This is a genomic window from Bacteroides sp. MSSM.1001136sp1_RTP21357st2_D2_RTP21359_211015, assembly GCF_040913205.1.
Taxonomy (GTDB): domain Bacteria; phylum Bacteroidota; class Bacteroidia; order Bacteroidales; family Bacteroidaceae; genus Bacteroides; species Bacteroides ovatus.
On record NZ_JBDFVF010000031.1, the window covers coordinates 54,726 to 81,128 of the forward strand.

General features: G+C 44.6%; 22 protein-coding genes, 1 pseudogene and 1 riboswitch. Of the genes and pseudogenes, 1 reads left to right on the forward strand and 22 read right to left on the reverse strand.

Translation table 11 applies throughout. The features are described from left to right. Positions 1-63: 63 nt before the first annotated feature. The 3 genes from AB5217_RS18615 to AB5217_RS18625 form a co-directional block, all read right to left on the reverse strand. Entirely contained in the window at positions 64-852 is a 789-nt protein-coding gene (locus tag AB5217_RS18615; protein WP_004311277.1) for a ParA family protein, read from the reverse strand. Between the two features lie 92 nt (positions 853-944). Beyond that, the gene (locus AB5217_RS18620) at positions 945-1,331 is read right to left on the reverse strand and encodes a DUF3408 domain-containing protein (RefSeq protein ID WP_008766285.1); all 387 of its coding nucleotides are present in this window, start codon (positions 1,329-1,331) and stop codon (positions 945-947) included. A 29-nt stretch (positions 1,332-1,360) separates the two neighbouring features. After that, positions 1,361-1,777, reverse strand: coding sequence for a DUF3408 domain-containing protein (locus tag AB5217_RS18625; protein WP_004327094.1), 417 nt, complete (start codon positions 1,775-1,777; stop codon positions 1,361-1,363). Positions 1,778-1,898: 121 nt separating this feature from the next. Between AB5217_RS18625 and AB5217_RS18630 the strand changes: the two genes are divergently transcribed. Continuing rightward, positions 1,899-2,108, forward strand: a complete 210-nt coding sequence (locus tag AB5217_RS18630; protein ID WP_005829337.1) for a hypothetical protein — start codon at positions 1,899-1,901, stop codon at positions 2,106-2,108. 583 nt (positions 2,109-2,691) lie between these two features. On the opposite strand, the gene AB5217_RS18635 is transcribed toward AB5217_RS18630, so the two are convergent. From AB5217_RS18635 to AB5217_RS18720, 19 genes and pseudogenes are all read right to left on the reverse strand, one after another. Beyond that, on the reverse strand, positions 2,692-3,258 hold the full coding sequence (locus AB5217_RS18635) for a DUF2284 domain-containing protein (protein WP_004289236.1): 567 nt from the start codon (positions 3,256-3,258) through the stop codon (positions 2,692-2,694). Next, positions 3,255-4,013 (reverse strand): ABC transporter ATP-binding protein, encoded by a 759-nt coding sequence (locus AB5217_RS18640; protein ID WP_004289235.1) that lies wholly within the window; start codon positions 4,011-4,013, stop codon positions 3,255-3,257. The genes AB5217_RS18635 and AB5217_RS18640 overlap by 4 nt, the downstream gene beginning before the upstream one ends. Next, complete coding sequence (locus AB5217_RS18645; protein WP_004311292.1) at positions 4,010-4,990, reverse strand: FecCD family ABC transporter permease; 981 nt, start codon at positions 4,988-4,990, stop codon at positions 4,010-4,012. The genes AB5217_RS18640 and AB5217_RS18645 overlap by 4 nt, the downstream gene beginning before the upstream one ends. Beyond that, a complete protein-coding gene (locus AB5217_RS18650; RefSeq protein ID WP_004289233.1) occupies positions 4,991-6,130 on the reverse strand; it encodes an ABC transporter substrate-binding protein in 1,140 nt (379 codons plus the stop codon). 11 nt (positions 6,131-6,141) lie between these two features. Next, positions 6,142-8,220, reverse strand: coding sequence for a TonB-dependent receptor plug domain-containing protein (locus AB5217_RS18655; protein WP_004311295.1), 2,079 nt, complete (start codon positions 8,218-8,220; stop codon positions 6,142-6,144). 18 nt (positions 8,221-8,238) lie between these two features. Continuing rightward, on the reverse strand, positions 8,239-9,339 hold the full coding sequence (locus tag AB5217_RS18660) for a YncE family protein (protein WP_004293828.1): 1,101 nt from the start codon (positions 9,337-9,339) through the stop codon (positions 8,239-8,241). A 28-nt stretch (positions 9,340-9,367) separates the two neighbouring features. Next, positions 9,368-11,458, reverse strand: a complete 2,091-nt coding sequence (locus tag AB5217_RS18665) for a lipoprotein (RefSeq protein WP_004311297.1) — start codon at positions 11,456-11,458, stop codon at positions 9,368-9,370. A gap of 14 nt (positions 11,459-11,472) precedes the next feature. Next, complete coding sequence (locus AB5217_RS18670; protein ID WP_004293827.1) at positions 11,473-13,254, reverse strand: PKD-like domain-containing protein; 1,782 nt, start codon at positions 13,252-13,254, stop codon at positions 11,473-11,475. Between the two features lie 64 nt (positions 13,255-13,318). Beyond that, on the reverse strand, positions 13,319-14,236 hold the full coding sequence (locus AB5217_RS18675) for a DUF4465 domain-containing protein (RefSeq protein WP_004289228.1): 918 nt from the start codon (positions 14,234-14,236) through the stop codon (positions 13,319-13,321). Between the two features lie 154 nt (positions 14,237-14,390). Next, positions 14,391-14,583, reverse strand: a riboswitch (cobalamin riboswitch). A 386-nt stretch (positions 14,584-14,969) separates the two neighbouring features. After that, a complete protein-coding gene (locus tag AB5217_RS18680) occupies positions 14,970-15,299 on the reverse strand; it encodes a hypothetical protein (RefSeq protein WP_004289226.1) in 330 nt (109 codons plus the stop codon). Between the two features lie 46 nt (positions 15,300-15,345). Continuing rightward, the gene (locus tag AB5217_RS18685; RefSeq protein WP_004289225.1) at positions 15,346-16,239 is read right to left on the reverse strand and encodes a phage integrase SAM-like domain-containing protein; all 894 of its coding nucleotides are present in this window, start codon (positions 16,237-16,239) and stop codon (positions 15,346-15,348) included. Positions 16,240-16,668: 429 nt separating this feature from the next. Further along, positions 16,669-17,511, reverse strand: coding sequence for a tyrosine-type recombinase/integrase (locus AB5217_RS18690; RefSeq protein ID WP_230595574.1), 843 nt, complete (start codon positions 17,509-17,511; stop codon positions 16,669-16,671). A 96-nt stretch (positions 17,512-17,607) separates the two neighbouring features. After that, positions 17,608-17,760 (reverse strand): hypothetical protein, encoded by a 153-nt coding sequence (locus AB5217_RS18695; protein ID WP_309559739.1) that lies wholly within the window; start codon positions 17,758-17,760, stop codon positions 17,608-17,610. Between the two features lie 325 nt (positions 17,761-18,085). Further along, positions 18,086-19,072, reverse strand: a complete 987-nt coding sequence (locus tag AB5217_RS18700) for an IS4 family transposase (RefSeq protein WP_371260299.1) — start codon at positions 19,070-19,072, stop codon at positions 18,086-18,088. Positions 19,073-19,146: 74 nt separating this feature from the next. After that, on the reverse strand, positions 19,147-19,308 hold the full coding sequence (locus AB5217_RS24975; protein ID WP_371260297.1) for a DUF4372 domain-containing protein: 162 nt from the start codon (positions 19,306-19,308) through the stop codon (positions 19,147-19,149). Between the two features lie 343 nt (positions 19,309-19,651). After that, complete coding sequence (locus AB5217_RS18705; RefSeq protein ID WP_032845105.1) at positions 19,652-20,638, reverse strand: DUF4973 domain-containing protein; 987 nt, start codon at positions 20,636-20,638, stop codon at positions 19,652-19,654. A 19-nt stretch (positions 20,639-20,657) separates the two neighbouring features. After that, on the reverse strand, positions 20,658-22,670 hold the full coding sequence (locus AB5217_RS18710; protein ID WP_032854301.1) for a RagB/SusD family nutrient uptake outer membrane protein: 2,013 nt from the start codon (positions 22,668-22,670) through the stop codon (positions 20,658-20,660). 8 nt (positions 22,671-22,678) lie between these two features. Next, the gene (locus AB5217_RS18715) at positions 22,679-25,735 is read right to left on the reverse strand and encodes a SusC/RagA family TonB-linked outer membrane protein (RefSeq protein WP_032845103.1); all 3,057 of its coding nucleotides are present in this window, start codon (positions 25,733-25,735) and stop codon (positions 22,679-22,681) included. Positions 25,736-25,764: 29 nt separating this feature from the next. Continuing rightward, a pseudogene (locus AB5217_RS18720) lies at positions 25,765-26,403 on the reverse strand (DNA-binding protein); the annotation flags it as partial.

The following is a 26,403-nucleotide window of genomic DNA, read 5'->3' on the forward strand; positions in this document are numbered from 1 at the left end:
CAATTATCTTACTTTATCTTAGGCTAAAAGCCCTTATTCAAGGTGTCTGTATCCTATCATCCGCTACCGCTCGGTATCGGATTCCTCCAGACCGATGGCATGGCATATCTCCTCCACCAGTTCAGGAAGGCCGGAGTCTTTCTCCTGACGGGGATCGGGTGGAAACAGCGTGGAACGAAAGACACCCTTACAGACAGGGTCCGCCTCCTTGTTGTAGCGGAGGGTGTTCGGAATGTGTGAGGACAGCAGCCGCAGCCCCATCCTGTGGATGACCCGGTTCCAGGCATCATACAAATTCTTCCGTCCCCTTCTATCCACCATGTTCCAGAACAGCCGGATTCCTTTCAAGTTGCAGTTCCCCTTGGCGATCAGCTCCTCTTCCAGCACCTTGGTAAACTGCAGGGAACTCTGCATGACGATATTGTCCGCCTTGAGCGGGACAAAGATATAGTCCATCGCGGCAACGGTATGAACCACCCCCTCGCTGCGGAGCGTTCCGGGAAGGTCGAAGAGCACGATATCGAAAGTCTCCCCTTTTTCGTCCATATAACGCCGCAGGTCTTCCACCCCCTTTTCCGGGTCGCTTTTGATGACCGGATAGGCAGGCTTACGGATTCTTTCGTACTGCCGGTACAGGTTCACCTTCAGGTCGTCATTTTTCATGACATTCTCCATGTCCCTCTCACGCATCAGGGCGATGCTGTGCTGCGGGGAGTCACAGTCCACAACCGCCACACGCACGTCTTTGCGGTAATGCAGGACACTGGCCAGCAGTACCGTAAAGACGGATTTTCCCACGCCACCCTTCTGGCTGGCGATGGCAACCAACAACTCTTTTTCTTTTTTCATCATACTTCTTTTTCATTAAAAGTTAAACACTATTGTTTCAGAAACAAAAATAATGCTCCCATCGGGGGAGATCCCCTGTCATGGGGGACGAGCCTTTATGACCGGCCGGGCAGGGACTCCTCCAGAATCATGTCCGTCGTTTCCCTGTATTCTTCCAGATGCCGCGAGACAAGGTGGTTGATGAACCCCTCCAGAGTGACCTTTCCGTTTCTCGAGGCTCCCGCCAGGATGGACAGTTTCCGGTGCAGGGCGGCGGGAATATGCAGCGACCGACGCTGCACGCCCGCAATGCCATGCAGGTATTCCTCCCCGTAGACGGACGGTTGCATGGGGCCATTTTTCCTTGCGGGACGTATAATGTCGTTACCGGACGTTCCACGTCTCTTCCGGGGACAGGCAGGCGCTTCCCCCATGATCTCACGGATGCGGTCCGCGTCCATCCCGCCAAGACCAATCCGCTCTTTTACGTTCTTTCCTGTCATGATATGCCTTCTTGGACAATGACAACGTTTTATCGGCGAGGTGTTCCTCCCGGCTGTCCGTCCTCATCCCAGGGACGGTAGACCTCACCGAGCAGGGAGGCGATGTCCTCCCTGTGTTCCTCCATATGGAGTTCCAACAACCGGATGATAAAACCGGAGATGCTGCCGCAGCCGGCGGCCCTGACCAGCATGGCGATCCGGCGGTGCAGTCTCCCATCAATGTAGGCGGTCTTCCACTCAGCGGCTCTGGGAGCGGGAACCAGAAACCTCCTCTTGTATTCCTCCGGACCTGTCACTTTCCCTGCCCGGACCTGACTTCCATGACTTGGTATCTCCACCACTGGTTCCAGGGATGGGGAAACGGGAGCTGACAGAAGGTTCCCCGTGAGTCCGACCCTCTCGAGAACGATATCGGAAAGCCGGTTCTTTTCCTTTTCTGAATCCATATTTTAAAATCTTAAATTATTAAATTACACAACTGGTATTGTCTCGGAATACAAAATAAAGGAAGAAGAGAACAGGATGAAACCACCTGTCACTTATAGTCATCCAAAGTCAGTTATTGTCATGATACACATGACGGGGGGGACGGAGATGCCGTTCCGTTCGGACGGTTCTTCCTATGCGGAGGCGACATCAGAGGCCCGTAGTGGTGTGGAAAAGCGAGCGGGATTCCGTTTCCTTGTCCACCGTTCCTTTTTAATCCTTATGGGCAGGCGTGAGAGCGCGCATCCGTCCGGATACGGATTCTTAAATTATCGGTCTATGGGAGTGTAAAAGTATTAATCCGTTAATGGAGAATTATGAAGGAAGACCATAAGGTGTACACGGCTACATTCTCCATTTGCAGAAGTGTAGAAGTAGTAATCCATTAATGAAGATAATGCAGAAAAACCATAAACCATATACGGCTCACTGCCGCTCTCCATTTGTAGATGTGTAGAAGTAACAATCCATTAATGGACAATAGGGCATGTAAAGGGCAGATTTCCCGTATATTCGCCTCCTTATTCCCGAATTATGGACGTAAGTCATATGATTATGGAGAGATATCCACCCTTTTATGGGGAGAGCAGCCGGCAAACACCTGATGGAAATGCCTCGTAAATCACAGGAGAATAGCCATACAATGGGCTAATACACAATAATTATTGGATAAATGTGGTCCGCTCCTGCGGACAGCAAGTTGTGTTTTCGTTTAACGAAAACAGGACGGTTTAACGGAGAATACACCGATAAACCGTTACTTATTTCAAGCTCCAGCGTCGCTTTTTACATATCTAACTATAATTCATTTGAAATCACAAAACAGATTGAACCGAATGTGGTTAGTTTGTCTGTTTATTTCATGTCCGAATCATTAGTATGCTATGTTGCAAAGTTCGTATTCATTATGAAAAAATCCGCTTACGAGAACAAGATATTCAGGTAATTTGCCATCCTTTCCCCAAAGAAGTTCGATGTTAAAAAGTTCAGAAAGCGTTTTGGCTATGTCAAATCCGAAGGCTTCGAGTGACGGACGCACTTTTTCCGGGTGTCGGCATGGTGTGCCGCAGTTACGCGTACACTCGTTATCTGAGCAGTGAAGACATTTACCTATATAGGCAAATGAACGCCCTCCATATTTCCGTTCCATATCCAATAATTCGCTCTCGATTCGTATCCGTTCCGGTAAAATGAGTTTTTGTGTATATTCAATCGGAATATCTTTGTCTTCAGGGATTATCTTCGTTGCCATAAGATGTGCATACTTGTATTGTCGGAGAAACGATTCCGTATCAAAATCAAATGGAGGACACCCCCAACTTTTACCGTAATTGGTACATTGTTTGCAAAGTTCAAGAAAATGTGGTTCGTCACGGAATTCGGCGATGTATCCTTCAACAGTGATGTCTGAAGTAAAATTTTCTACAGTGTATATACTCATTGTTTCAAAATCATTGTACCGCATAAGGAGTCGAAACGGATGTTTTCATTTTGGAAAAGTCTGTCAATGTATCCGCTTTTCTGCATTTCAGACGCGGTCAAGCAACTTAAATTCGGGGTATCTAACAATGCTATCGAATCGCACATGGACAACGCGATGTCAAGTTCATGTGTCGAGAACATGATACATTTTTTCTCGTCGTGGACAAGCCTACGAAGCAACGCCACAAGTTCGTAGCGATTAGGCATGTCAAGAAAGGAAGTCGGTTCATCAAGGAGAATGATAGGAGTATCCTGTGCCAATGCACGAGCAATCATCACACGCTGGCATTCGCCATCCGACATTTTATCCATCGTGCGGTTTGCATAAGCCTCCATTCCCACCGAAATGAGCGATTGCATGACTATCTCCTTATCTGTTTCTTGCATCCTACCTATCCAGTTGGTATAAGGAGCACGGCCTATGGCTACGACATCCTTGCACCGCAGGTTGGCGATGCGCGTGCGCTCGGTCGTGACGACAGCCAGCGTTTTTGCCATATCTTCGGTTTTCATGCAGGCGATGTCGTGCCCGTCGAGAATGATTTTTCCGGAATAACACCGGTTCAGACCGGCTATGGCGCGGAGCAACGTCGATTTTCCTGTCCCGTTTCTTCCGATAAGGGCTGTCAGTTGACCTTTTTTTATCGTGGCATTTACCTCGTGGAGCAACGAGTTTTCTTTGTAACCTATGGAAAAATGCTGTAATTCTATCATGCGGTGATGGATTTGTTGCGTAAAACCACCCATACGACGATTGGGATTCCCAATAGAGCTGTAATGGCGTTGATCGGCAAGGTGAATATTTTAGAAATGATGTCGCAAAGAAGCAATATCGATGCTCCCGAAAGAATTGTTCCGGGCAGAAGGACATGATGATCGCTATTTTGGAAAAGCATTCTTGTGACATGAGGCATAGCGAGACCTATGAAACCTATCGGACCGCAAAAAGCGGTTATCGTTCCGGCGAGCAGCGTTGTCGAGAGAAACAACAGGCTGCGTGAACGCCGAATATTCAGTCCCATTGTTACGGCATATTCCTCTCCGAACAGCAGGAGGTTAAGCGGTTTGATGGTCAGTACCGCCAACAGCAGTCCGGCAAACACCGATGGAACAAGAATCAGAAGTTGTCCGGAGGTGACGTCACCCAAAGCCCCCATCGTCCAAATGACAAAGGCTTTCAGCGATTCCTCTTTGCTGAGGTACTGCAATATCTGCACGACAGCACCTACGCCCGATGAGAACATCATGCCCAGAATCAGGATTACCATGATGTCTTTTATTCGCTGTCCGACGGCAGTTATCACGAGCAACACGACAGCCGCACCCACCCACGCTGCTCCGGCAATGCCTATTGATGAACCGATCCCGGCAAGTACCACAAGTGCCACACCGAGACTTGCACCGGAACTGATGCCAAGGACATAGGGACCGGCAAGAGGATTACGGAAGAGGGTCTGCATCTGAAGACCGCTGACCGATAAGGCAGCCCCGGCCAACAGTGCCACTATAGCTTTTATGAGGCGTATGTTGAGTACGATTTTTTCCGTGGCACGGGAACAATTTCCCCCGGTCAGTGCTGCCCATACATCGCGGATCGGAATGTTGACAGCTCCCACGGCCAAGTCCAGTAAAAAAAGACCGACCGTGAGCGTAATCAATATGGAGAATAATATAGTCGAACGGGAACGCATCTATTTCAGTTGCTTGTAATACACACACTCTTCCTGCACCAGTTCAGGATGGAATATCTTCACGAGGTCGCGGAGCACGATGTCAGGATTCACGACGGCAGACTCGTAATAGTCGTTACCCCCGGCTGTGTTGGTACGGGCGTTGTTGTTATACACCTCTCCATTTTTGAAACATCGGGTATCGGTGAATTTCGGACATGATGCCTTCAAGTCGTCAAGGGAGTTCGCCATTCCCACGTTCAACCACATGTCCGCATCCGACGCGAGCAGATATGCTTCTTCTAAGTCAATGGGGATAGAAGCGTTTCCCGTGTTCTTCTGGTAGATATAGCGGCCTCCCGCATCAGTAATCAAGCGGGCTACATAACTTTGGGTTGAAGGCATGAACCACGAGTCGCCATAGGGAACATTAAGCATAACCGAAGGAGTGCCGAGGGTACTGTCGGCCACTTTCTTTTTCAAGGCGTTGTATCTGACCGGGATTGCGGCAAAGGCTTTTTCACCCTTCTCACGTTTTCCTGTGACTTCTGAAAGCACTACCATCCATTCGGCCTTGCCGAGAGGCGACTCTTCAAGATAATCGCCGACATACATGAACGGTATGTCGAGTTCTTCGAGTTTGCTTTCCATTGCGCTTGCGCCGTTCACCCCATAGAGCAGAACGAGGTCGGGATCGAGCGAGAGCAGCAACTCGTAGTTGATGTTCCCTTCATAGCCGACATCGCCAATACTGTCGCGGCGGGCTTGGATGTCTGGGTTGGAAATGTAGTCGATTCCCGAAACGCCGGTTATACACCGGACTTCACCGATTGCGTCAAGCATGGCGATATGAGTGGAAGACATCGCCACGATACGTTTGGCGTCTCCTTTGAGTACCTGTCCTGCAAACCCTTCGGGAACCTCTTCACCGTTGCGGACGATAAACAGCCATGTGGTTACACTGTCCGCTCCCTGCCAGGGATTCCTGACGGTTATCAGTACGCTTTCCTTCCCGCCCGCCCCTTTGATGTCGAAGCCGGAGGCATATTCGGGAGCATAAAGCAGCAGGTTGAAATCATTGATTTTTGAGCTTTTGTTGTGGCAGCCTGTAAATGCCAGAGAAAGCAACAAAATCAGGCTTAAATTCTTTAATGCGTTCATATTGATGCAGATTATCGTTTACTATTTTTGTTTTTTCCGAACTTGGGTGTTATGCCGATGAATATCTCGAAATTGATGCCCGGCATGGGACGGGACAATACGGAAAGGTATTCTTCATCGAACAGGTTGTTGATGCTGCCCTTTAGCGACAGATCGGCCCATCGGAAAGAGAGCTGTTTTTCCAGTGTCACGTTATTCATGAAGTAAGGGGGCAGATAGCCCGTCAGGGTATAGTCATTACTCGACATGGTATAACGCTGGCTGTAATAACACCATTTGTAAAGCAGGCTCCATGTCCGCCATGACAGACGTCCGGTCACCGTTGCGGAAAACTCCGGCACGTATGGCAACTGTTTGCCGACGGATTGGTCTGCCGGACTCATCGGTTCGCTCTCGTTGATCGAGGGAGTCCACGAGAAAGTTCCGTTCATATCCAGTTTCCAGTCCTTTCCGAGCATTATATCAAGGTGGGCGTTGGTCTCTGCCCCGTAAGCATGTACCTTTTTGAGGTTTCTGGGGGAGAAGAATCCCTTGGTTGTGGGTAGCCAGATGATCCAGTCGTCGATGTGCGAATCGAACCAGTTGATACCACCGCTCAAAGCATATACATTTTCTTTCCCCACCGAGAACGACAACCCCACGTCGTATGTGAAGCCGTGCTCGCTTTTCAGGTCGGGATTACCGCCCGGCAGAAAATAGAGGTCGTTCAGCGTGGGAAAACGGTAGTTCCGGGAGATGGATGCTTTCGCCACGATATTGCCTTTTTTCGACAGTACCCCGTCGATGAAGAAAGCCGGGATAACCGGGGCCCATTCCGTACCGAACATATCCTCGCGAAGGACAAGCGAGGCGGCAAAACGATCGACAGGCCGCCATTTCGCAGAAACGGAACCGGAAAACTCGACACGTCCCTTGTCATACCCGACAACAGCCTTGTTACCTTCCTGCGAGATGATATTTTTGTCCGCGCTTTCCACCAAATGCTGGTGTACGGAAACACCGGCCGTGAACAGCCATTTCTCTGAAGGAGCATAATCCCCGTCCGCACTTCCGTAGAACGTGTTAATCTTACTGCGTGAGCGGGTCATCGAAGCCATTTCGCCGTTTCCCTTGTCCCGCTTGTAATCATAGGCCATCCATGTGTGTATATAGCCGCCTTTTACACCGACCTTCCATTTCTCCCGCACGCGATCCCACGAGAGGACGCCGCGAAACGTCTGCTCCCTTTGGCGGTTCTCGAAGTCCATGTCGTTCCCGTAATCCGTGCTGAGCATCGCCAGTTCCCGGTTGGAATTGATATACCAGGCGTTTAGCCCGAACTTGTCGCCTTCGCCCGTGTTATAATAAATTTCCTGCAAGACGTGCAGATCCTTATAAGCCCCGCTGCGGTTGCGTTCCGTCGGGTAATAGGAACCGATGATGTTCTTGTCCTCGTCATAGATGTTTTCCTTCTTGTCCCGGTTTCGGTATTTGTAGTCGTTGGGGGAAGAGGAATACACCACACGGGTGGAGGACTGCCAGTGTTTGTCACCGTAGGTCAGGCGGAGAAACTCGTCGAACGTGCTGAACGACCCCACTCCCTGCACGTACTGCAACCCGAACCCTTCATGGTTGGCCGGAGAAGTGGAGAGCCTGACCAGACCACCCAAGCCGCCGCCCGTTTCGTTTACCGATGACGTTCCGTGCAGCAGCGAGGCATCATCGATAAAGTAAGAAGGGATGGTGGAAAAATCCGTCATGCCCAGCATCGGGTTGTTAATGCGCATACCATTCCACGTCACTTGGGTATGCGAGGGAGAGGTACCCCGGAAAGCCACGGTGGATAACGTGGCGCGTCCGTAGTTCTTGACAAAAACGGATGAGTTGAATGTCAGCACATCGGCCATAGACAAGGCGATGTTCTCTTTCATGGCGATGGAATCGAAACGGGTTCGTTGCACGCCTATATCCTTCATAGGTCGTTTGCCCACCACCGTAACCTCCGGAATACGTAGTACCCTTTTGGTAATGCTGACGGAATTTTTCTGCTGGGCGGCAAGCAGAAAGGGCAGGCTTACCCCCACGAACAATAGAATAAGATGTCTTTTCATTTTTGTCCTCCTTCCTCGTTATTTCCAGCAGAAAGCTCCCGGAATGATTCCCACGTAAAATTCATCGATCAGCTTGCCTTGCGGCGAATAGCGATACACGATACCTTGTTGCTGGTAATCAATAGCGTCGGCCACATATACCTCCCCGTTGTTGGGATTGACCGTAAGGCCGTAGTATTTGGTGTCCCGAAACTCCAGAAAAGGCCGGACGGGAACACGGTCGGCTTCCACCGGCATTCGCCAAATATCGTTGTTGATCCAGTAAAGTGTATCCCGTGTACCGTTGAGCTGGACTTCCGAAGGCCAGTCGCCCAGCTTAAACTTGAACTGTTTCTCTACGGTGAAAGTCTCGGCGTCTATACGATAGAGAGACGGTGCCTCGTAACCGTATGGGCTGCCCTCGTAACCGCCATCCGTGATGGTCCACATCTTGTTGTATTTGTCCATGACCAGCGAAGTAGGTTGTATGCCGATGGTCAGTTCGTCCACGACCTTGTCCGTCTCCGTGTCGATTTTCAGGATGCGGTTCTGGTACGACCAGCAGTTCACATAGACGTACTTGCCGTATTGTACCATTTGTTCGGTGGAACCCGATTCCATGTCCATGTCTGGACATTCGATATAGCCGGTAATCTCGTATGTCTTGGGGTTGATGATGAAGATACGGTAGTCCCATATCTGCGTCACATAGGCTTTCTCATCCGACAGAAAATGGATATACCGGGGTGAGGTGAAACCTGTGATACGGCCCACTTCCTTGAAAGTATTGATGTCGATGGCGAAAATCACATGCGAGTTGTTCACCACGATCCAGCCTATACCGTCCCGGATAACCATAGACTGGGCCACATCGCCCAACTTGAACCCGTTGGCACGGTAAAACACTTCATTCTCCACTTCGCACGTGGCGGGATCGTAGTAGGAAAGCGTGGCATTGCTGTACTGGAAATTCCCCTCGTTGGTAATGAAAAGACCAGAGGCCGATACAGAGAAATCTTCCATCTCTCCGTAATCCCATTTCATGCAACTGCCGAAAACTGGCAGGCAGAAAAGAAAAAGGCAAATCCGTTGTATTGTTCTGCTCATTGTCATTCGGATAAAAAAGAGTACCCGAATCATTACGGGTACTCTGGTTAAGGTATAAGGTTTAATCCTGCTGCGTATATTGTTTGTCCTTCATATTTTGGAAGGTTGGGTTATACCCACATTTCGTCACGCTCCAACTTTCCCCCGTAATCATTCCGTTTTCTATAAACTTGCCGAAGAAAGTGTAGTCGGTAAATTTCGTCAAACCGTCAAAAACAACCCCATGCAAGGTCTCCAACTTCTCCATGGAAAGTGTTTCCTGAGAAAGAGAAGTCGCACTTTTTATCTGTAGCGTACCATCTATAGTCTGTAATTTATCACAAGTAATGCCTGTTGCTTTATTAACGAACAACCCTTCACCTCCTACGTGAAGCAATTCCGGAATATCCAGCGATTTACTTTGTAAAGATATTGCTAACGAACCCTCTCCCTCTTTATAATATACAGGAGAAGCTGAACAACAAACTTTGGATAGTAAGGGCAAGTTACAACTGGTAAAATTTCCAGATAAATAGAACTGTCCTCCCACTTCTTTCAAGACTGGCATTGTGATTGAAGCAAACATGGGGATTTGGATATATCCATATCCATCTATGATTTCCAAGTCGGGAAATTTGGCATTGCTTCGCATTTGGCCTGTCACATTTAGATTTCCATATACATGTTGAATTGTCGATATGGTATAATCGGTATTGTTGGTGGTTGGCTTACAAGTGAAGTCTTTGATATTCTTGAACGTGATTTCAGGGAACTTATTATTCGTGAGACTGGTGATGACAAAATTTACATTTGACAAATCTTCGGCTGTTTCAATTTTGGAGAGCTGCACCTTGTTTATAATTTCAATCTGGGGCGCTGTTTCTCCGAAGGTTTCAAATCGGGCGTTCGGCAACAGCAGTGTTCCGCTCACATCTTCAAGATAATCCAGCGTGATGCTTCCAAGTGTGGTGATCTTGCTCCAGTCGGGAAGTTGTTTGAGTGCCGTGAAATTCTTTATCTTTATCTGTCCCTTTATCGTTGTCAGTTTGTCCATTCCACCGAAAGCCTGAAGCACGTCATTTCGTTGGGGAACAAAACTACCGGTAGGAGGAGCTTCCATATTGGCTTCCATAATAATACTTCCGTTTACTGTTTCGATTTCCGGAAGGTTGATGGTTTCCAACATCACGGGGACGGTATGGAAATCAAGGCCACCGGTCTCTTTCAGCTTAAGGAAGCTCATGGAAGTCAGCTTGGCAAGATTGTTTACGGACAAGACCCCTCCGACACTTGTCAGTTCCGGTATTTCCAAAGACGCAATCGAACCGGCTGCTGTGTTCTCTTCATTGAGTCCTTGAAGATTCAGATCCTGACCTACAGTAGTCAGAACCGGAAACTCAAAACTCTGTAACGACGACGCATTGAACATCACGCTTCCTTCAATAGTTGCCAGTTTCTCGAATAGGACATACGTCACTTGGTCGTTATATACCGATATGTCTCCGGAGAGCGTTTCCAATGCTTTCATGGAAATCATGTGAAGTTCCGTAGCTTTCGAGGCGACATCGGTCGAACCTACCTGTAAACCTCCGGCAGAAACGATATTATCCAACCCTGTCAAGTCTGCACCGTTGTAACTGTTACGAATGACAATGTTGCCAGTAACCTCTTTCAAAGATGCCAATGCAGATATGTCAGTGATTTTTTCTGCCTCTTCCGCATCAGAGCCGATAATCAGGTTCCCTTTGACAACGGTTGTTTTGGTTGCGGCAAAAGAAGCTACCTCCTCGGTGGTCTTCAACTCCACATCTCCGTCAGATTCTATCTCGCTTTTCACGACCTTATAGGTATATTCGCGGGCATCTCCGTTATAGGATGTCACCCGGAAGGTTCGTTCGTTATCCCAGTCCGTTACCGTTTCAGGATCAGGTATGATTGTTGCAGAAGTTGTGTACTTGAATTCCACTTCGGCGTTGTTCAGCGATACCGTATAGGGAACGGTTATTGTTACTGTATTGTCCGTAATGTCGGCCGTGTACGATTTCCCGTCCACGGTCATCACGACCGATGTGATGAAATTTTCATCTGCATCTTCAGGTATAATTTCATCGTTTTTGTCACACGCTCCCAAAAAGAACAAGGATAGGAGCATGGGAAGAAAATAAATTTTCATACTTGTAATTTTTATTATTTGGTTAGATCCTCAAAAGAAAATACCTCCGTAGAAACTTCGCCCAGCCAGCCGCTTTTGGCCAGAACACCGCATTGTATTTTGATAAAGTCAATATATTGCAGATTGGCTTCCGTTCCATCGGCATGGATGGCATTGGAAATTTTGAAACCGTTCCTTTGTCCGCTTCCATCCACCGTACTGCCGCCTTCTATCTGGTCGTTTCCGAAATTATCCACGTACCCCCAGTCATAACTCTGATTATCCCAATAACCGGTTTGAGAATCTTGGGTGTTGCGGGCGGCCAGACAAGTGCCTGTCAGGGTATAACTGTTTTCCGAAATCCAAGCCGGATAATAATAGTCTTGTGTATGATAAGCGGACAGATAGTCTACCCAGCCGTTTCTACCGTCGGAACTGATCCATTGGACATCCATTTTTTTGCCTTCCGGACGGTAATAGGTCACTTCAAAATTCTGTATTGTTTCTTCCTTGCCTGCTTCAGATCCTTTCAGTTCGTACCACTCGTCATCCGGCAATCCGTTTCCGTTTATATCTTGCATGACCCATACGATACCCGGTTCGGAACTGCCGTCAAAGGCGTTCCCCTGAACACAGAAATCATATTGGTTACCCGAATTGGGAATACTGTGGTCGAAGCCGACGATGATATAACCCCCGAAAGAACCTAAAGAGACGTGCAGTTTGTCTTTCAAACGCTGTGTTGCCCATGCGACAGCCGCTTCAGGGGATGTTTCGTTGCCGGTCATACCGCCTATCGTGCTCGTCTCGTTGATAAATTGGCCGGGAGCTGGGGTATATTCATAGACTTTATTCCAGAGCTTGGAACTTCCCGAAGCCCGGAAGCCGTCTTGTTCCTTTTTGTCCACACAAACGACTTTTACGGTGGCAGTGACAGCCGTTTTCCCTTTGTCGATATTCCTGCTTATTTTTTCCGTCGGTGTGTCTTCCGACACAGTACAGGAGACGGTGTATTCTCCGGGTGCGGACGGCGTGAACTTGAACATGCGTTCCACTTCTCCTTCCATGACCTGACCGTCCACACTCCACTCAAAACGGGGATTGTCGAAATACTCCAACAACGGACGCAGGAAAACAGGACGGTCGGCAAAAGTGTACCTGTCCGTGGATGTTTGCAGGTAAGACGGGGTCGGGAATTTGACAACGTAGGGCATCGTTTCCACGACCTCTACGCTTACGTCTTTCGTTGTTGTCCCATCTATATTGGAAGCGTTGATTGTCACCGTATAAACACCGAGTTCTTTTTCATTGAAAGTATAAGTATTCTCGGTGGAAACGATTTTTCCTTCCCGTACCCATTCGATTTTGAACCCTTCGACATCCGAATGCTGAATATCGGGAGTAAATGTGTAATCGGTATTCCGGACGACTTTTAGCCCCTGCGAAGGTAGTGCCAGTGAGATGACCGGAGGGGTGAGTTCTTTCACTTCTACTTTCAGTTCCTCTTCGGCATAGCCTTCCGCATTGTCTACTCTTAGTTTGACATAAAAATCCCCGCATTCATTCCATGTACGTTGAAGAGACGGACCCGAAGAAACCAGCGTACCGTCTATCGTCCAAGCAAAAAGAGCATCTTCAACATTCTGGTATGTCGGGGCGATAGTCAATTCGTGATCGACCTTGACAGTGTAAATACCGGTCTCGCTGTCAAGTTCTATTATAGGTTGTCCTCCTACTTCTTCGGTAATGACTTCATCCTTGTTGCAGGAGGTGAACAGCATACAGGCAGAAATAATAAAATAGTGAAAACGATGCATGATGTGTGGATTTTAGAAAAATAACAGGGATACCCCCGACAGAAGGGATATCCTTGTATTCTTTTTATTGTATGGTGATATCATCAATACAGATATAAGCCGGAGTATTCAAACCGTATGCTCCCGAATCCGAACCCTCGAAGTTGAATTTCACACTTTGCACCCCTTCGGCATTGATTTCCCAATAATCCCATGTCGTGATAGGATCAACCTGTTGTTGGCCGTTACGATAATCGGCTAAAAGACGTTTGTAAGTGCGGATCAGACCGCCATTCGCATCATAACATTCCAGATTCACTTGGAAATACCCTTTCATCTCTTTCAGAGGAGTCGCTACCCCCGTAGAACCGAACTGATTACCATAAGTAATGACACCATAAGTGTATGAGGTGTTGCAGATCCACAGGCCGACCAATTTCCGGGGAACATTGAAATAAAATTCTGGTTTAGCCATCCATGCCTGATTGTAAGCATCCACATATCCGTAAACGACACCGAAATTGGAACCGCTGTGCCCGGCTTCCTTATTCTGTCCTTCCGCTTCCACCGCAGTGTTATAGACAGAACATTGGTTTAGATAAGAATACCACCAGTCTCCGGTATTTCCCGACTGATTGGAGCGGATGTTCCAGTTGGAAAGTGCGATGCCGCCGCTGGAATACTCTGTGCTTCCACCTACAGTATTAAACATTGAAAGGAAGAGATATTCTTCCGGAGTATTGTCGTAAATGGTGGTTACTTGAGGATACCCTTGGTACGAATAAAGATTTTCTCCGGCCGAGGTAGGTCCTGCTAACATGCCGGGATCGAAATCATCGAAAGTGATAGTTAAAGTACCGTCCGAATTTGTCACAGCACGGGTTTGCGAAGTTCCGGAATCAACCGGGTCCATCAAAAAGTCATCGTCCGAGCTACAGCCAGAGAACAAGGCGGTTGCGGTAAATAGACAGGCACCTGCCAGAAAGCGTAATTTTCTTTTCATAGGTCACTCATTTTAATGTAAAACATATTATTAACAAACACAAAAAATTCCCGTTCGTGCGGACTTACACGAACGGGAATATGTCTGTCTTCAAATATTGAATGGCCGATGAGCTATTCCTTATTTGATTACGACCCGTATATCCCGCAGGTGTAAATCTCATTCCGGTCATGGCAGGTCTTCTGACTCGTCCCGGTCATCGTGCCTTCCCGGTATTACACCAGTGGCAAAAGTTCGATGTCCGTTTTTGTGGACTCACAGCAGCGGGTACTGTCCCGGATTTTCACCGGGTTCCCTTTTCATTCGGAAGGCGTAAACCTCCCGAAACCATTTCCCGACTGCAAAATTATCTATATTACATATCAATTCCAAATAATTCATAATATTTATAATAAAACACACAAAGCATGACAACCGTACTGTTTTAATTAGAGCATTCAAGTTTACGACAAACGAAGACGGTAATTATCATACACAATATCCATAAACCAACAAAACAGCTTGCCATTTTCCATAACAATGCGTTCTGGAATAGATAACTGTTAGCTGCAATTATGCAAGCAAAAAAAGCAGACAGAATAATGACTATTAATATCATGCACCAGAAATTAATCCTATAAATTTATGGAAAACAAGTAAGGGAATGGAAGTTCCGTTGCCGCATGGATGCAGGTGAAGGACCTTCTCTTTTAACGTTGGATACGCCAATGCACGCCAACGGAAGACTCTGATATTATCTGTTTGGAAAGGATATAGGATGTGCGTTACTTTGTCGCATATTCAGAATCTTAAAAAGAATTTTAGTATGGAACTGACAATTATTGAAACAAGCGCGTATTAGGAGTTGAGAAAGCTGGTCAGCACGCTGGTCGTACAGATGGGCGACTTCCAGAAAAAGATTGCCCCGCCTGCGCCGGACAAGTGAATGGATGCGCAGGACGTATGTGATGGACTTATGCCCAAACACTTTCTGAAGAGTTTCCAGCAGCATCCCCTTGAGTATGGCCAGAACGGCAAATGCGTGGCGTCCGATGTGCGGGGTGACCTCGCCCCGGAGTTGCATTTCCTGCCTATGATTCCAAGACTGAGCCGCATGGCATTGTATTCACCTACCGGAAAGACACATTCGGGGAGTCTTTCTTTTCATCCGTACCCCTATATTTTTCAATCAGTTCGATAGCAATGGGCAATAATTTTACGACATACGCCACTCCCGTTTTTATACGGTTGCCCATCAGCCATGTACCGCCGTCGGAGTCGGTATGGATATTATCGTATGTTATGGCTTTCAAGTCCACATAGGAAAGACCGGTGAAGCACATGAACAGGAACATGTCGCGCATGGCACGCTGGCGTTTGTATCTCGGTTCTATATGGATTATCCTTTGCAGTTCCTCTTCGGAAAGGAAAGAACGCCTCTTGTATTCGGGCATACACTCGAATGATGCGAACGGATGAACCCGTATCCAGCCTTTTTCCTGCGCGATATACATCAGCCACTTCAAGGTATTGACACGCCCGAAGACAGTGGAGTTTGCCAAAGCGCATGTACCGAGCATCCAGTTGTAGTAATCCTCGATGAATGATTTCTCAAGTTCTTCGATGACAATATCCTCTGCATTCTTCTTGCTTTTCATGAAAAGCAGGAGACTCTTGTAATCGGCAACCAGACCGCAGTAGGTGCTTTCGGCTTTCTCTATGCCGATTTTCTTTTTATACGGTTCCAGCTGTTCCCTGAAAAGGTTCATAAGGGTGTGGCATTCCTCTGAGAAGCCGACATAGCGGTTATAGACTTTCTTGGCTGTAACAAAACTGTCGTGGTCGCAGATGTACTGGTAGTGCCTGGTGATTTGCGCCTTGATATTGTCAAGCTCCTGATTGAGTGTACGGGCCTCCTCGGACTTGCCTTTGGCCCGGTTGGTTTTGACGTCCCACAAAGCGAGGGACACTTCTTTCTTACAACTGAAACCGGCTTGGGTTCCATTGATGGTGATACGGCCCATAATCGGTGTCTTTCCGTTTTTTACAGACTGTTTATTCTCAAAACACTTAGCTATACATGGTCTGCGATAAGCTAAGAGAGATTCCCCTTACACAAAAGCATGGCATCTCCTTGTCGTATCTCGCCTTTATACTTTTATGTATAGTAGTCTACCGGATCGAATGAACAAGACCTATCCCATACATAAACCAATTTAGACTGCTATGTTATTTTTGAGGAAGAAGATGGAATGAGACCAGATACCCTCTTTAAGGCTGACTGTAAGTCGATTAAATGTAGAAAAAGATTGCTTTTGTCACAAGTAAAGTGTATATTTGCATTGAAAGAATCGTTCTTTGACAGAGGCAAAAGAAAACAGAATATTGTAATTCGCTCGTTTCTAAATCGTTACCTGACATTAATTAAACAGAAATAACTGTTTAATTTTCAATTAGATAGAGATTGTATGATGTTTCGCCACATAAGTTGTCAGTCGAACATTCATATGCAACCGGGAAGCTATCTTTTTCAGATGCCGGTTCATTCTTCCTAAAGCCAGACGATATTGATCGTACACAGTCGTAGACGAAGAGGGGGTTATCACAGGGAATACATATTCACTGTCATTCGCATATTTATCAATCAGTACCTGCATTTGAGGAGTAATCACAACGTGAATCAACTGATTGGATTTATGCCGCTGATAGCTTAATATACCATCGTGTATATTCTTCTTTTTCAAAAACACAATATCGACAAAAGCCATTCCTTGAGCATAAAAGCCAAACAAATACAAATCGCGTGCAATATCCATCCCCGAATAAACGGGCAGAGATACCGAAGATAATTCCTTCATATCATCTTTATTAATAGCACGCTTTATGGTCTTACAAGGTTTAGTCTGAATATAAGCGAAAGGATTCTCATTTTTAGGTTTGTATCCCTGCCGTATGGCAGAATTATAGATAGTCCGGAAATTGCGCAAGTAGTAGTTGATTGTATTCCTTGCTAACCCTTGCGCATACAAACAATCTTCATATCCGGCAACAAACCGGCAATCCACCTTTTCCATTCCGATATCCGCTTTACGCACCGAAACCATATTCAGATATTTCTTCAAAGAAACACCTGTACTATGATAAGCTGCCGCAATACCGTCTTTCCCTATCGCTTTTTTATATGCGATCTGCATATTTATATACTGAAGAAGATTGTAAGAGTAGCGACTTCTCTTCTTTTCTGATTCTATAATATCATCAACAGAATACAATTCACCTCTCTTTTCCAACTCCACAATCCTGTTTTTCAGCTTCTTATATTCACTCTTTAGCTCACGATTGATTTCTCTTATTTCTTTTATTGAATAGACAGAATACCCACAATATTCAACCTACTTCGATTCATTATTAAACTCTTGCTGAAATACACGATATTTTGTATAGTGAAGTACTTTCCGTCTCCGATGAATTATTTGAAATACTAAAGGAAATCTACCATCATTAAGCATTCTCTGCTTATTAAGTAATAACTTTATAGATGCCATTTCTTTTTACCTTTACATTGTCTAAATTTTAACTCAAAACAGCGCAAAAATATAAAAAGTTCGGTAACAGCCAGATTCTTTAGAATTTAAAACGTTCCGTGTTCTTTTTAGGAACTAATAAAAGGAAAAATTAGCATAAAAACAGACTGCCCGATTAGTAAATGATTGGATATATTTATATACTAACCGGGCAGATATCTACTTTCATAAATGTTCATTTATAACAAATTATTGCTGTCCGATCAAACTCAGATATAGCAAAAACAGATGGATCAGCAGCTGATAGTCAGCGGTCGAGTCTTGTTTTAGCCATATCCAAGCCCTATCAATCAAAAAGTGATGGTTGGAGAGGTTCACCAGTGGTAGTTTTGAGTATGCTTTCCCAGTCTTTTTCCGGGTGATTGAACAAGCTGTAGAAGTCCACATAATACATCAGGTTAATCCTAACCATCGTGGTCAGACCAGAAAAACTCCATAAGCGTGCAAGTCCCCGCTGCATGACCATCAGAAGCAGGTTGGCAATGAGTGTGACCCAGATTTGAATCTTGATTGCGTTTACGCTTTCTCTGTAGAAATACTTCAACGGAAAATTCTGCTTCATCTGCTTGGATAGCAACCCAATCTCCCAAAGCTGACGGTATATGGCTATTATTTCGGCAGGGCCATCATCCATATTGTTGGTCAGTAGGGATATAAGACGATACTTGCGTTCATCCGCATAGGTTATTATGCGTGCGTGGTGCGTAATAGTCTCTCTTCTTATTTGCTTGGTGAAGGTCACATACTGTATTCTCACTTCCATAAGACCGTCATGGTTTTGCCACATACAGTCCTTTTGAATGGAGAACTTCAGAGACTTCTTCATCTCGGTTACGTAGATCACCCCTCTTTGCGTGAGCTGCTCAAACTTCTCATAGTCAATATACGCCCGGTCCATAGCCATGATGTTTCCCTTGTTCAGCGTGGAGGGCTTGAGCATGAATGAATCGTTTGTGGCTGCTGATGTGAACTTTATGTCAGATCCCCCCTCATTGACATAAATAACCGTATGCACCTTTATACCTCTCTTTTTCTTGCCGCTCTTGGGATGTCGTCCAACACCTTTAAATAGCTGGTTGGAAAACAAGGTTATGGTTGTGGAGTCGACTATTTGCAACCGTTTCATACATGTTGGGGGCTTGCGATTCCGGCTGTCCGAAGAAAACACATGCCGATAAGTGCCATATAACTGGCGATATATACTCTCAAATATAACCTCCAGACGACGCTTATTGACATCGGCAAGCGTACTTTTGCCGATTTTGAATGTGATGCCAAGATGATTGAGCTTACACGCTTAGGCAAACAAAGATGCTGTTATCTCACCTAAGGAGTCGAAACGCATTATCACGCATAGAGCATGACGACAAGATGACCCCACCCGTCAAAGCATCTGGTATACCTTTCACCACCATTATTACGGCTGATGTGAAGTATTCTTGACTTATCTGGCAATTTTATTTCCTGGTTATAGAGAGGCTGTCCGATAAAATATGTACTTTTACCCATGGCTAAACTTTAAGTGTGGTAACTCAAAGGTAACCAAAATGGGCTGACTCCTTCAAATGGAATCAATCCTTATTTTATGACGTCAGAAAAAACTTTAGCGGGCAGCAATAATTCTTTTATCTGTTATTTATTAAGAAAGATACAACATTAAAAGCATTTGTCAAGAACCAACTGAATTTCTGCTGAGAAAAACAAAGAGAAAGCTACCTTATATATAATAAGATAACCTTCTCTCTATTTATAAACTGACTTTCCGCTTTATTCTACGGAATATCATCTCACAGTATTTTGTATCAATAGATATCAGCCAACAAGTTCTTACTCTTGTAGCACACCTCCATTTTTACCACTGAATAGCTTGGTCTGTATCAGGAATCAAGCTATTAACTTTTCGTTCCATCAACATACTACCTTCAGCGCGACAAGGTACAACGATATCTTTATCTTCATACGTTGTCACATCATCATACGTATATGACATATAAATCGTCGTGAAATGATGCTCCAAATAAGGAGTTACTTCATCCAAAGACATACTAGTCGTATAAGTAGGTGCATCTCCTATGAGCTGGAAGTTCATAGCATTAGTCGGATCAGCAGGTTCAGCTGTCAACGTTCCATCTTCATTAAAGGTCAACACGATCTTGTATTTATCTCTATCCTTCAATTCTTCACTAATGATTCCTGCATAGAAAAAACATTGGTTCTCACTGACTACATGCAAAGTACGTGTACTTGAAACCATAGCACTCGTATTATCCATCATATATACAAACATATTATTGGCCCCATAAGAGCCCGAATAATCATTAAACGGCATTACACGGAGAAGTGCTTTACGATAATTCTTACGTGGATTCGCATCATACGAGTCACCATCTAAAATAGTCAATGGAAGTACCCATTTATCAACAAGATCCAGTCCGTTAAATTTGAATTTAATATCAAACAAACCTTGACATTCACCAGCCGGAATATGACAAGTAGGAGAGGCAAACTCATAGTGTTTCTTATCTAACAATTGGAAATACAAATCTTCACGTTGTTTCCAGCGAGCTTCATTCAAACCAATCAATGTATCCGGATCCACATCAATAGCAACATCCAGATCTCTTTCATTCATAGTAGAGCCACCCACAATCACTGGCAGCCGATAAGTCACTTCACCGTTCGCTCGGTAACGCAAATATACATCAGTCACTCCCTTACTATTGACAGGAGCTTTCAATCCGACATTTTGCACATACACTTCTTCCACCCATTCATTGTTACATGCACCAGTCAGAACAAGCGTTAATAACAATATAAAATATACGATATAATTTTTCATATTTTTCTATTTAATAAGGTTAATCATAATATGTCCATCCTGGATTCTGAGTCAGACGCAAGTTTCTTCTCAACTGGTCATGAGAAATCGGCCAGAAATACATTTTGCGACTAAAAGTAGTCGGCAAGTTCGAATTGATCACTTGAGTATGAAATAAGTCTCTTTCTTTTTTACTCATATATGCATTGCAACCATACATCTGCTGCGACTCCTCATATTCGGCATCCTTCCAACGGCGCAAATCAAAGTAACGGCTATTTTCTGCAAATAACTCAATCTGTCGCTCATGCTTCAAATGCTTGCGGAACTCATCAGCATTCTCATAAACATCTGATCCAAAATCGGGAACTCCTCCACGAATACGAACTCTAGAAATAGCATAACTCATTTCATTCTTATCACGTGAAATATCATAAGACTGAGTTCCATCCCATGAAGGAATCTGATAAGTACTCGCACCTAATTCATTTAATGCCTCGGCATACCATAACAGCACATCAGCATAACGAATACCAATCACAGGCTTTGAGATAACCCCTCCCTCTGTCTTAAAGTTGTCACGAGAACTAACAAATTTCCTGATCCCAATGCCGGTAGCCAACCAACGATCGCCTGAGTTACTCCAGCCACTCTCTTCACCACGGTAATACCATATGATTAGATTCCGGTCATACGACTGTACAGCATTAGTACCATTCCATAAACAACCATTGTATGCTACCGTAGCATAAAAACGTGGTTCACGATGTCCATATTGTTTGTTTACACCTTCCACCAATGGCGCCCAATCACCACTCGCTGCTTCCTCGGCACTCACATAATTTTCATCCCCCGTCCAGTCTTTCGTCTTATCAAAGGGTTTTCCGGTATTCATCTGGTAGGCGTCACATTGCTTACCTGTCATAGCATGACAATTATAACCTCCGAATGCAATTGGCATCTGATGCTGAATCATCGTATTGATATCTCCGTTGTTCTGTCCGGTTGTAAAAATCATCTCTTTGTTTTCCGAAGGAAAAATCACCCCATTAAAAAGTGTCTCGTAGGATTGTAACGGGTCAATATTCCGCCATCCTGCAGGAAAATCCGCATGAGAATATACCGCATGCGTAGGAGGAGCAATCGTTGCCGGATTATCAATTGTACCAGTAGAGTGAGCTGAAACTGTATGTAGCTCATACACACCCTTACGACCAAGTTCTACCACATCACGAGCAGCCGCTGCTGCCTTTGCCCACTTTTCTTCATTGTATTCTTGAGCCATCAGATAGCGTCCTTCATCATCCACCAAATCCGTAAAACGTTCAGTATCGGTTGGACGCGGATTATTGAGAGGGCTGGCAGCATAAAGCAATGCTTTTGCGCGAGTTGCCAAAGCTGCTCCGCGAGTAGGACGTGCCATATTACGTGTATCACGTTTCAATGGTAAGTCTTTCGCTGCAAGCTTCATTTCCTCTGCAATGTAGTTGACACAATCGTCATACGTGCTACGTGGGATATAAAGATCCTCATAAGCAGCATTATAGTCCATCACACCATCATTAGGTATAATTGGTATAGGCCCGTACTTTTGCAACAACTTCCAGTAGAAATAAGCGCGTACAAAACGAGCCTGTGCCTTATAATCAACAATTTCATCCGGAGTCATTTCTTTATTTCTGTCAATATTATGAATAAAAATCGAGGCATGACGGATACCATCATAAGCTTGTGCCCAGGAGTCTTGTTTCCAATTCTCATCATATTCACAATATTTGAATACACGATATTCAAGATTACGGTCGCTATAACACATATCGTCAGAAAAGTTAGTAATACAGTTATCTTTCGAACCAATATCGATGTTACTCCATGTCAGCCAAGCGTATGCAGTCGCCAACCATTGTTCCGACCATTCTTTATTTTCGAATATATTTTCCAAACTCTGGGTATTTTCTCCCAATTTCCCCTCCACGCTCAAATAATCTGAACAAGAGGAAACCATCATTCCCATACTGATAATGGTGGAAAACAATATATGTTTCTTTTTCATATTTCGTATTATATATTAACAGTTAAACCTAAAGTGAGCATTTTAGACAATGGATACTGCTGCCCGTTAGAGCTCCCCATTTCAGGATCCCATAATTTGAACTTAGAGAATGTTAACAGATTTGTCCCGATAAAGAAGATGCGTACATTATTCATCAAGATTGCACGACTGATGTTCTTTGGAAGTGTATAACCCACCTCTACCGTTTTCAGGCGCAGATATGAACCATCACGCAACCAATATGTCGATTCACGGTTATTGTTACTGTTATTCTGCCAGGTCAAACGAGGATATTTGGCATCAGGATTCTCATTCGTGCCAAGACTCCAGTAGTTTCCTACTACATCCGTAAGAATGTTACCCCAGTCACCACCACTAAATGGTCTGACTCCAAAACCATCAATAAAGAAAGAGGATTTACCAGCACCTTGGAAATGTAGATTCACATCGAACCCTTTCCATGTAGCAGACATACCAAAGCCGTAAATCAAATTCGGACGGGTTGTAGAACCAATAGGTACCCTATCACTATCATTAATCACGCCATCACTGTTCACATCTTTATATTTAATATCACCAGGCATTACTGTTCCCCATTCTGTTTGTTGAGGACTGTTACGTATATCATCATAATCCTTAAATAAGCCAAGAGCTATCAGACCTTTCGCTTGATTGACACGATACCCTGTATCACGTATATAAGGATATGCGCTATTTGCCTCGTCAGCAGCCAGAATCTTATTATTACTATAAGTGAAATTACCGCGTACAGTCAGACTGACATTGCCTATATCCTGTTTGAAAGCCACATTTCCATCAAAACCGGTAGAACGTACCTTACCTACATTCGCACTAGGTGTAAGATAACTCAAACCTAAAGTTCCTGGCAAACTTTGACGCTGCATAAAGATTCCATCACGTGTTTCATGAAAATAATCTACAGTACCAGTAAACCTGTCATCCCATAACGAGAAGTCAACACCTATATCATGCTTAGTAGCAATCTCCCATGTCACACCAGAAGAAGATATCTGCTTATAAATCTGTCCATTATCCACATTAGGAGTATTGTAATCTCCCCAATTATAAGGATTTCTACTTTCAAAAAGCTCCAGATAAGGGAAACGAGTTCCAATATTGTCACTACCTACCTTACCATAAGAATAACGAAGCTTAAACATATTCATCCATTTCAGATTCTTCTTAATAATAGGTTCTTCCGCAATATTCCATGCTACTGAGTATGCAGGAAAGAAGCCAAACTGGTTGTCTGGGGCAAAATTTTCTGAACCATTGTAACCAAAGTTGAAATCAACCATATAGCGATATTTCCATCCATAGGTAATACGACCAGCAAGTCCCATGTGTCTATTAGGTAGCCAATCATAGCCGGCTGTACTTTGTGTGTTGACATATTCATCCTGAGTATATTTCAACGTACCGCCCACCGAATGATCACCGAATCGACGATCATATTGCAAAATAGCCTCCAAAAACTGCCTACGGTTACCTGAAGCAGAAGACTCATGAAACATCAGCTGTTTCTCTGCCACTTTTTTGAAAACGATTTCCCCGTTAGAATCTCGCTGACGTTCGGCTTGCCATTGTTCAGGCCACTGCTTATGATTACGATAGTTATTGTTATAAGTATCAAATCCAAAACGTCCGGTAAACTTCAAACCTTTCGTTATAAAATCCAATTTCTGATCCAAAGTCGCATTCGTTTGAATTACGTTCTGCCACTCCTCATAATAACCGGTTTGTGTAGCAATTACCCATGGATTAGTACGTTCACTTGTTCCTGCAGCCGGAATTCTTCCGTTCGAAAAAATCACCGGCATATTAATAGGTGTTTGTCCCATTACGGACTTCCACAATGCATCAGAGCCAAGTCCCGGATCATTCTGAGTAGAAAGCCAGCCTGAAACACCTACCGTCACCATGGTGGTCTTTGTAACATCAAAATCTACATTCATACGATAGTTCCAACGCTGGTAATTGGCATTTGTATTATAATCTTTCAACTTACCGTCTGTCTTATACATACCTCCCTCGCTAACATAGCTTGCTGACACAAAGTAGCGTGCCACAGAACCACCGCCACTTATATCAAGATTAGCACGATAAGTCATTGCACCGTCTCTTAACAATACATCCATCCAGTCTACATTCGGATACAAATCCGGATCCAGTCCTGTCTGAATCAGTCTCAACTCATCTTGGGAATACATCGGCTGTTGAGAACGAGTTGTACGTGATTCGTTCAGCATGGTAGCGTAAGTATAACCATCTACAAAGTCAGGAGTCATGGTACGTGTATTATAAGAAGTTTCCACTTTCGCATTGATATTAATTTTACCAGCCTTACCTCTCTTAGTAGTAATCAACACTACGCCATTTGCACCACGACTACCATAAATTGCTGTAGCTGAAGCATCCTTCAATACAGAGAATGACTCAATATCTTCCACATTGACTTCATTCAGGCTACGTTCGAATCCATCTACTAAAACCAATGCTCCGGAACCTGCCCCAAAAGTAGAGATACCACGAATCCAGAATTCTGACATATTGGCTCCCGGTCTACCGGAAGTCTGCCTTGCTAACACACCAGGAACATTTCCAGCCAATGCATTTGCCAGACTTGAAGTAGGAGATGACTTCAACACATTCACATCTACTGTAGAAACTGCACCTGTCATTGTTATTTTCTTTTGAGCACCTGTACCGGTGATAACCACTTCATCAATCACACTAGCAGAAGATTCTCGCAATGTGACATCAATCTTAATCATATTATCCTTTATCAGGACTTCTTGTGTTTCAAATCCTATATAAGAAAAGATCAGCGTACTGTAAGGAGCTATTTTAATCTTATACTCACCATCAATGTTGGTGATAACTCCCAAACCTGCAACATTCTTTACCGAAATATTGACTCCAGCCAAAGGTATCTTTTCGGCATCTCTGACCATACCGGTTACCTCTATCGTCTGACTCTGGGCATACATATCAATGACGTAACCTGTTGTCAATAATAATATCATAAATAAAAATTTCCTCATAAAATAAGAATTGTGTGTTAATCATCAATTTACTGTAATGCAATGGTACGAACACGGTGATTACCGTTGTCACCAACATAGAAAGTACCTGTAGACTCTTCATAACAAAGTCCTAAAGGATAGTTGAAACGTGCTGTTTCACGAGGATCACCGTCAATATATCCTGACACGATCTGATCTGTCGAATAACTTCCACGACCGGCAAACGTTGTAACAATACCATCAGGAGTGATCTTACGAATACAATGATTGGCAGCATCAGTAAGATAAAAATCATATATATCCGCACGTTGCTCTGCCACATATTCTTCGTTCAACACAAAACACCCTTGCATTGGATTATCAAAACGGGCAGAATTCTGGGATGCGTCCTTGTAACCATATGATCCGAACTCTCCAGCAAAAGTAATAGGAGTTTCCAGATATTTACCAGCCCAATTATATTCTGCTTTCATCACACATTGCTTGTCACGTGCTATTAAATAGGCAAAATTTCCACTTGGATGAAAAGTAACACATTGGAACCAGCCGCTTGGTCCCATCTTGGCAATCTGCTTCGGATCCCACATTTGTGTCTTCTCATTCCAAACCGCTTTATGAAGCGTAGCATCACGACCACGACACAAAAAGATAGTACCATCTATAGGATGCGTGAATAATGTATTGAA